Here is a 4,917-nt window from a genome sequence, read left to right as displayed (position 1 = left end):
TACCAGGCCCTAGCGTCCGGGACAGCAAACAGCCCCCGCCCGGTGCTCACAACACCGTCGGGGGCTTGACCAACGAGATCGATCGGAACCCTCGATCCCATGGCTGACAGCCACTTTAACGATGCCCCGCGCTCCGCGCACGCAAAGCCGCACCCGATGGCCAACCCGGGTTACGGAAAACGCTCCGTCTCCGGCCAACGCCCGCCCTCCGCAGCCGACTTCGCGGAGCTCCCACCCCGCGAGGCGGCCATCGCCGCGTACCTCGACCGGCTGACGGACGGCGCGGACGTATCCGTGAAGACGCTGGCCAAGGTGCTTCCGTACGGACAGTGCGCACTGCGGACGGCGCTCAACCGCTGCCAGCGCGCCGGGCATTTGCGCCGGGGGCGCGAACACATCACGAGTGCCTCGGGCAGCAAGTGCTGCATGCAGCACCGTCCCGATTTGGATCTGCATCCCGAGCAGGGGCTGCTCGTGGACACCTACCGCAACGGCCGAGCGCGGCCGGACGGCACGCTCGCTCCCATCGGCCACTTCGCGGGGCAGGGAGAGTGGGCCAGCCCCCAGGGTGTCCTCATGGTCGTCGAGATCACCTCCTTCGACCGGGACACCCACCGCCGCGACCGCGATGAGAAGCGGGACGGCTACGCGAAGAACGGCATCCCCGTCTACCTGTTCATCGACCGCGACGACGACACCCTCACCGTGTTCAGCGAGCCGGAGGGCGGCAAGTACCGGAACGAGGCCTCGTACCCCTACGGCACCACCGTCCCGCTCCCCGAACCCGTGGGCTTCGTCCTGGAGACCGAGAGGCTCAAGGACTTCGCCCACTGACCGCAGCCCCGGCCCCGCGCCGAGACCGTTCGGCGGGGTCAGGCCGGGAACGACTCCGTGTGCAGCGTCGTGTGGAACGGGGCGGGCAGGGCGAGGGGCTTGCCGAACGGCACGCGCTCCGTGTGCTTGTACGCCCCGTTCTCCGGTTCCGTGAACAGCGTCGTCGTGGGACCGTGCTCGTCGAACCTGTCGATCAGCAGATAGGCGGGCACCGGAGCGTGGGCGTACGCCCACAGCTTCTTCGTCCGGTCGTCCTTGGCGTTGCCCTTCGAGGTGATCTCGACGACCAGCAGCGCCTCCGCCGCGTCCATGGGGTCGTTGACGTCCGGGTCGGCGTCCGCGATCAGCCGCGACGGCATGACGACCAGGTCCGGGACATAGAGCCTGTCCAGCGGCGCGATATGAATGCCGAGCGTCTGATAGATCCCCAGCTCGTCGGGGAGGTTCTGGTAGAGCCTGCGCTGCACGGCGGCGGCGATCCCGTTGTGATGCGCATGGGGCGGAGGTGCCAGGACGATCCGGTCTTCGTCGATCTCGGCGCGCCAGCCTTCCGGGACATCGAGCTCGCGCCACGTCTGCAGCAGGTAGTCCCACGGCCGGCGGTGAGGTGTCTGGCCGGGCTCGACCATCGCGGCGGTCATAGCGAGCCCTTCTCCAGTGGCCTGATGCTCCGGTGAGCGTAGATCGACGAATTCGCGGCCCCGGGCCGCTTCCACCAGCGTCCCACGAAGGGGTGACGGGCGCAGCAACGCCCGAGGGCGGCGCCCCCTGTCGGGGGTGCCGCCCTCGGTTCGTACTGCGGGGTACCGCTGGAATCCTGATCCGTGTCGGGGACGACGGATCAGAAGTCCATGTCACCGCCCGGCATGCCGCCACCGGCGCCGGCGCCGGCCGCGGCCTTCTCCGGCTTGTCGGCGATGACGGCCTCGGTGGTGAGGAAGAGCGCGGCGATGGAGGCCGCGTTCTGCAGCGCGGAGCGCGTCACCTTGGCCGGGTCGATGATGCCCTCGGCGATCAGGTCGACGTACTCACCGGTCGCGGCGTTGAGGCCGTGGCCCGGGGTGAGGTTGCGGACCTTCTCCACCACGACGCCGCCCTCGAGGCCGGCGTTGACGGCGATCTGCTTGAGCGGGGCCTCCAGGGCGGCCTTGACCGCGGCGGCACCGGTGGCCTCGTCGCCCTCGAGCTCCAGCTTCTCGAAGACCGCGGACGCCTGGAGCAGGGCCACGCCACCACCGGCGACGATGCCCTCCTCGACGGCGGCCTTGGCGTTGCGCACCGCGTCCTCGATGCGGTGCTTGCGCTCCTTGAGCTCGACCTCGGTGGCGGCACCGGCCTTGATGACGGCCACGCCGCCGGCCAGCTTCGCCAGACGCTCCTGGAGCTTCTCGCGGTCGTAGTCGGAGTCCGACTGCTCGATCTCGGCGCGGATCTGGTTCACGCGGCCCTGGACGGACTCGCTGTCACCGGCACCGTCGACGATCGTGGTCTCGTCCTTGGTGATGACGATCTTGCGGGCGCGGCCGAGCAGGTCGAGACCGGCGTTCTCCAGCTTGAGGCCGACCTCCTCGGAGATGACCGTGCCGCCCGTGAGGATGGCGATGTCGTTCAGCATCGCCTTGCGGCGGTCGCCGAAGCCCGGGGCCTTGACGGCGACGGACTTGAAGGTGCCGCGGATCTTGTTGACGACCAGGGTCGACAGGGCCTCGCCCTCGACGTCCTCGGCGATGATCAGCAGCGGCTTGCCGGACTGCATGACCTTCTCGAGCAGCGGGAGCAGGTCCTTGACGCTGGAGATCTTGGAGTTGGCGATGAGGATGTACGGGTCCTCGAGCGCGGCCTCCATGCGCTCCATGTCGGTCGCGAAGTACGCCGAGATGTAGCCCTTGTCGAAGCGCATACCCTCGGTGAGCTCAAGCTCGAGACCGAAGGTGTTGCTCTCCTCGACGGTGATGACGCCTTCCTTGCCGACCTTGTCCATGGCCTCGGCGATGAGCTCACCGATCTGGACGTCGGCGGCGGAGATGGAGGCGGTGGAAGCGATCTGCTCCTTGGTCTCCACGTCCTTGGCCTGCTCGAGCAGGGCGGCGGAGACGGCCTCGACGGCCTTCTCGATACCGCGCTTGAGGGCCATCGGGTTGGCGCCGGCGGCGACGTTGCGCAGACCCTCGCGGACCAGCGCCTGCGCCAGGACGGTCGCGGTCGTCGTGCCGTCACCGGCCACGTCGTCCGTCTTCTTCGCGACTTCCTTGACCAGCTCGGCGCCGATCTTCTCGTACGGGTCCTCGAGCTCGATCTCCTTGGCGATGGAAACACCATCGTTGGTGATCGTGGGGGCGCCCCACTTCTTCTCGAGGACGACGTTGCGGCCCTTGGGGCCGAGGGTGACCTTGACGGCGTCGGCGAGCTGGTTCATCCCGCGCTCGAGGCCGCGCCGCGCCTCCTCGTCGAACGCGATGATCTTGGCCATGTGAAGTGGTCCTCCCGGACTTGGGGTCCCCCCGCGCCGCAGGCTACGGGGGAGGATTGCTCCTAGGACCGCGCCCGTGCCCGCGACGGACGGCCAGCCGGCCTCGTGGTTCCCTGCCCCACGCGGCCTGAGGGCCTCACCGACCCGGTCCTTCTGTCACTCTCACTCGCAGAGTGCTAACGCCAATGATTAGCACTCGCCCTAGGAGAGTGCAAGCGCCTTCGCTGTAAACCCATCAGATGTGCAGGTCAGAGAGTTGCGGCAGGGATGGCGCACGGGGTGTCGAGAGGGCGCACCCCCGCGCGGCAGCGGCGGAACACTTGAGGAAACAGGGCCGCTCGCACGGAGAGCGCAGCGGGTCGCGCGAGAGCCGCGGCCGCGACGAACGCGGCAGGCGGCAGGCGGCAGGCGGCAGGCGGCAGGCAGTGAGTCGGCAGGGCCCGGCCGGGCGCCGTCGCCAAACGGCGCCGGCTCGGGCAGCGCACTGCGCAGGTGACAGGCGGCGGGTGTCCGCACGGCGGACAACAGAGGGCCCGCACCCGGGCATTCCGGGTGCGGGCCCTCCGCACGACAGGGTGACTGCAGTCAACCGGCGCTCAGGCCGTGACACGGACCATGTCCGCCTGCGGTCCCTTCTGACCCTGCGAGATCTCGAACTCGACCCGCTGGCCCTCTTCCAGGGTGCGGTAACCGTCCATCTGGATGGCGCTGTAATGCACAAATACATCCGCACCACCGTCGACCGCGATGAAGCCGTACCCCTTCTCCGCGTTGAACCACTTGACGGTGCCCTGAGCCATGCCTAACTCCCCTATTACTGGCCCTTGCACAGGACCGCACTTCGCGGACCCGGGTCAGACCTCACCCCGGACACGGCTGTTCCCTTTGGCAGGACACAAGCCCGGAGCGTGCGCCGGAACGCGTCGACCGCCGCTGAATGTATCTGTCCAACTGCCGTCTGCAACAGGTCAGTCGGACGAGAAATCCGCGCACGGGTAGGGGGTGGTTTCCAGCCAATTCCCTTGATTCCAGGGCAAGTCGGGCCGGGCATAACGGATCATCACGGCAATTCAAGCCGCGATATTGGCCGTATCCAGTCGTACGTCTCGTGGTGCGCTTCTCAGCGTTCGCCGGGAATTCATATGCATCCGGCATGAATGGCCGAGGGGACTTCCCCAACTGTACCGCGCTCAATCACATGGAATTGCCCCCTCCGCTTCTTTAACGGAAGGGGCAATTCCGGTTACTCAGCGTAGCGCGAACATTCGGGGCTCAGCCACCCGCGACGGCCGGAATGATCGACACGCCCGCGCCGTCCGGGGTGGCGGTCCCGAGCCCGTCCTCGAACCGCACGTCGTCGTCGTTGACGTACACGTTCACGAAGCGGCGCAGCTTGCCCTGGTCGTCCAGGACGCGGGCGGCGATGCCCGGGTGGTTCTTCTCCAGCGACTCGATGACCTCGGCGAGGGTCGCACCCTCGGCCGGGACCTCGGCCTGGCCGCCCGTGTACGTGCGGAGGATCGTCGGGATGCGGACGTTGACGCTCATGCGGTTCACCTTCGGGGAGGAGAGAGGATCAGGGAGGAGAGGGGGAGAGGCGGGAGGAGGAGAGC

Annotated in this window: 5 protein-coding genes; 1 reads left to right on the top strand and 4 read right to left on the bottom strand. The window is 68.1% G+C overall.

Annotation, left to right across the window (positions count from 1 at the left end; translation table 11 throughout):
* Nucleotides 1-99: 99 nt before the first annotated feature.
* Nucleotides 100-834, top strand: a complete 735-nt coding sequence (locus GUY61_RS40875; protein ID WP_243766967.1) for a Uma2 family endonuclease — start codon at nt 100-102, stop codon at nt 832-834.
* A 38-nt stretch (nt 835-872) separates the two neighbouring features.
* Here the strand turns inward: GUY61_RS40875 and GUY61_RS34720 are convergent, their stop codons facing one another.
* The 4 genes from GUY61_RS34720 to GUY61_RS34705 all read right to left on the bottom strand — a co-directional run bounded on the left by GUY61_RS34720 (nt 873) and on the right by GUY61_RS34705 (nt 4,852).
* Nucleotides 873-1,475 carry a Uma2 family endonuclease gene (locus GUY61_RS34720; protein WP_166634306.1) on the bottom strand — a complete coding sequence of 201 codons (603 nt, stop codon included), beginning with the start codon at nt 1,473-1,475 and terminating at the stop codon, nt 873-875.
* A 200-nt stretch (nt 1,476-1,675) separates the two neighbouring features.
* Nucleotides 1,676-3,304 (bottom strand): chaperonin GroEL, encoded by a 1,629-nt coding sequence (groL, locus tag GUY61_RS34715; protein ID WP_166634305.1) that lies wholly within the window; start codon nt 3,302-3,304, stop codon nt 1,676-1,678.
* A gap of 596 nt (nt 3,305-3,900) precedes the next feature.
* The gene (locus GUY61_RS34710; RefSeq protein ID WP_004986573.1) at nt 3,901-4,104 is read right to left on the bottom strand and encodes a cold-shock protein; all 204 of its coding nucleotides are present in this window, start codon (nt 4,102-4,104) and stop codon (nt 3,901-3,903) included.
* Nucleotides 4,105-4,576: 472 nt separating this feature from the next.
* Nucleotides 4,577-4,852: a ubiquitin-like small modifier protein 1 gene (locus tag GUY61_RS34705; protein WP_166634304.1), complete on the bottom strand. Its 276-nt coding sequence runs from the start codon at nt 4,850-4,852 to the stop codon at nt 4,577-4,579.
* Nucleotides 4,853-4,917 lie beyond the last annotated feature (65 nt).

It is taken from the genome of Streptomyces sp. GC420 (genome assembly GCF_009916105.1).
Lineage (GTDB): Bacteria > Actinomycetota > Actinomycetes > Streptomycetales > Streptomycetaceae > Streptomyces.
This window is presented reverse-complemented; position numbering and strand designations above follow the sequence as displayed.

Coding starts and splice junctions, on each gene's coding strand:
- GUY61_RS40875 (WP_243766967.1), top strand. CDS start 100: ATGGCTGACAGCCACTTTAACGATGCCCCGCGCTCCGCGCACGCAAAG.
- GUY61_RS34720 (WP_166634306.1), bottom strand. CDS start 1,475: ATGACCGCCGCGATGGTCGAGCCCGGCCAGACACCTCACCGCCGGCCG.
- groL (WP_166634305.1), bottom strand. CDS start 3,304: ATGGCCAAGATCATCGCGTTCGACGAGGAGGCGCGGCGCGGCCTCGAG.
- GUY61_RS34710 (WP_004986573.1), bottom strand. CDS start 4,104: ATGGCTCAGGGCACCGTCAAGTGGTTCAACGCGGAGAAGGGGTACGGC.
- GUY61_RS34705 (WP_166634304.1), bottom strand. CDS start 4,852: ATGAGCGTCAACGTCCGCATCCCGACGATCCTCCGCACGTACACGGGC.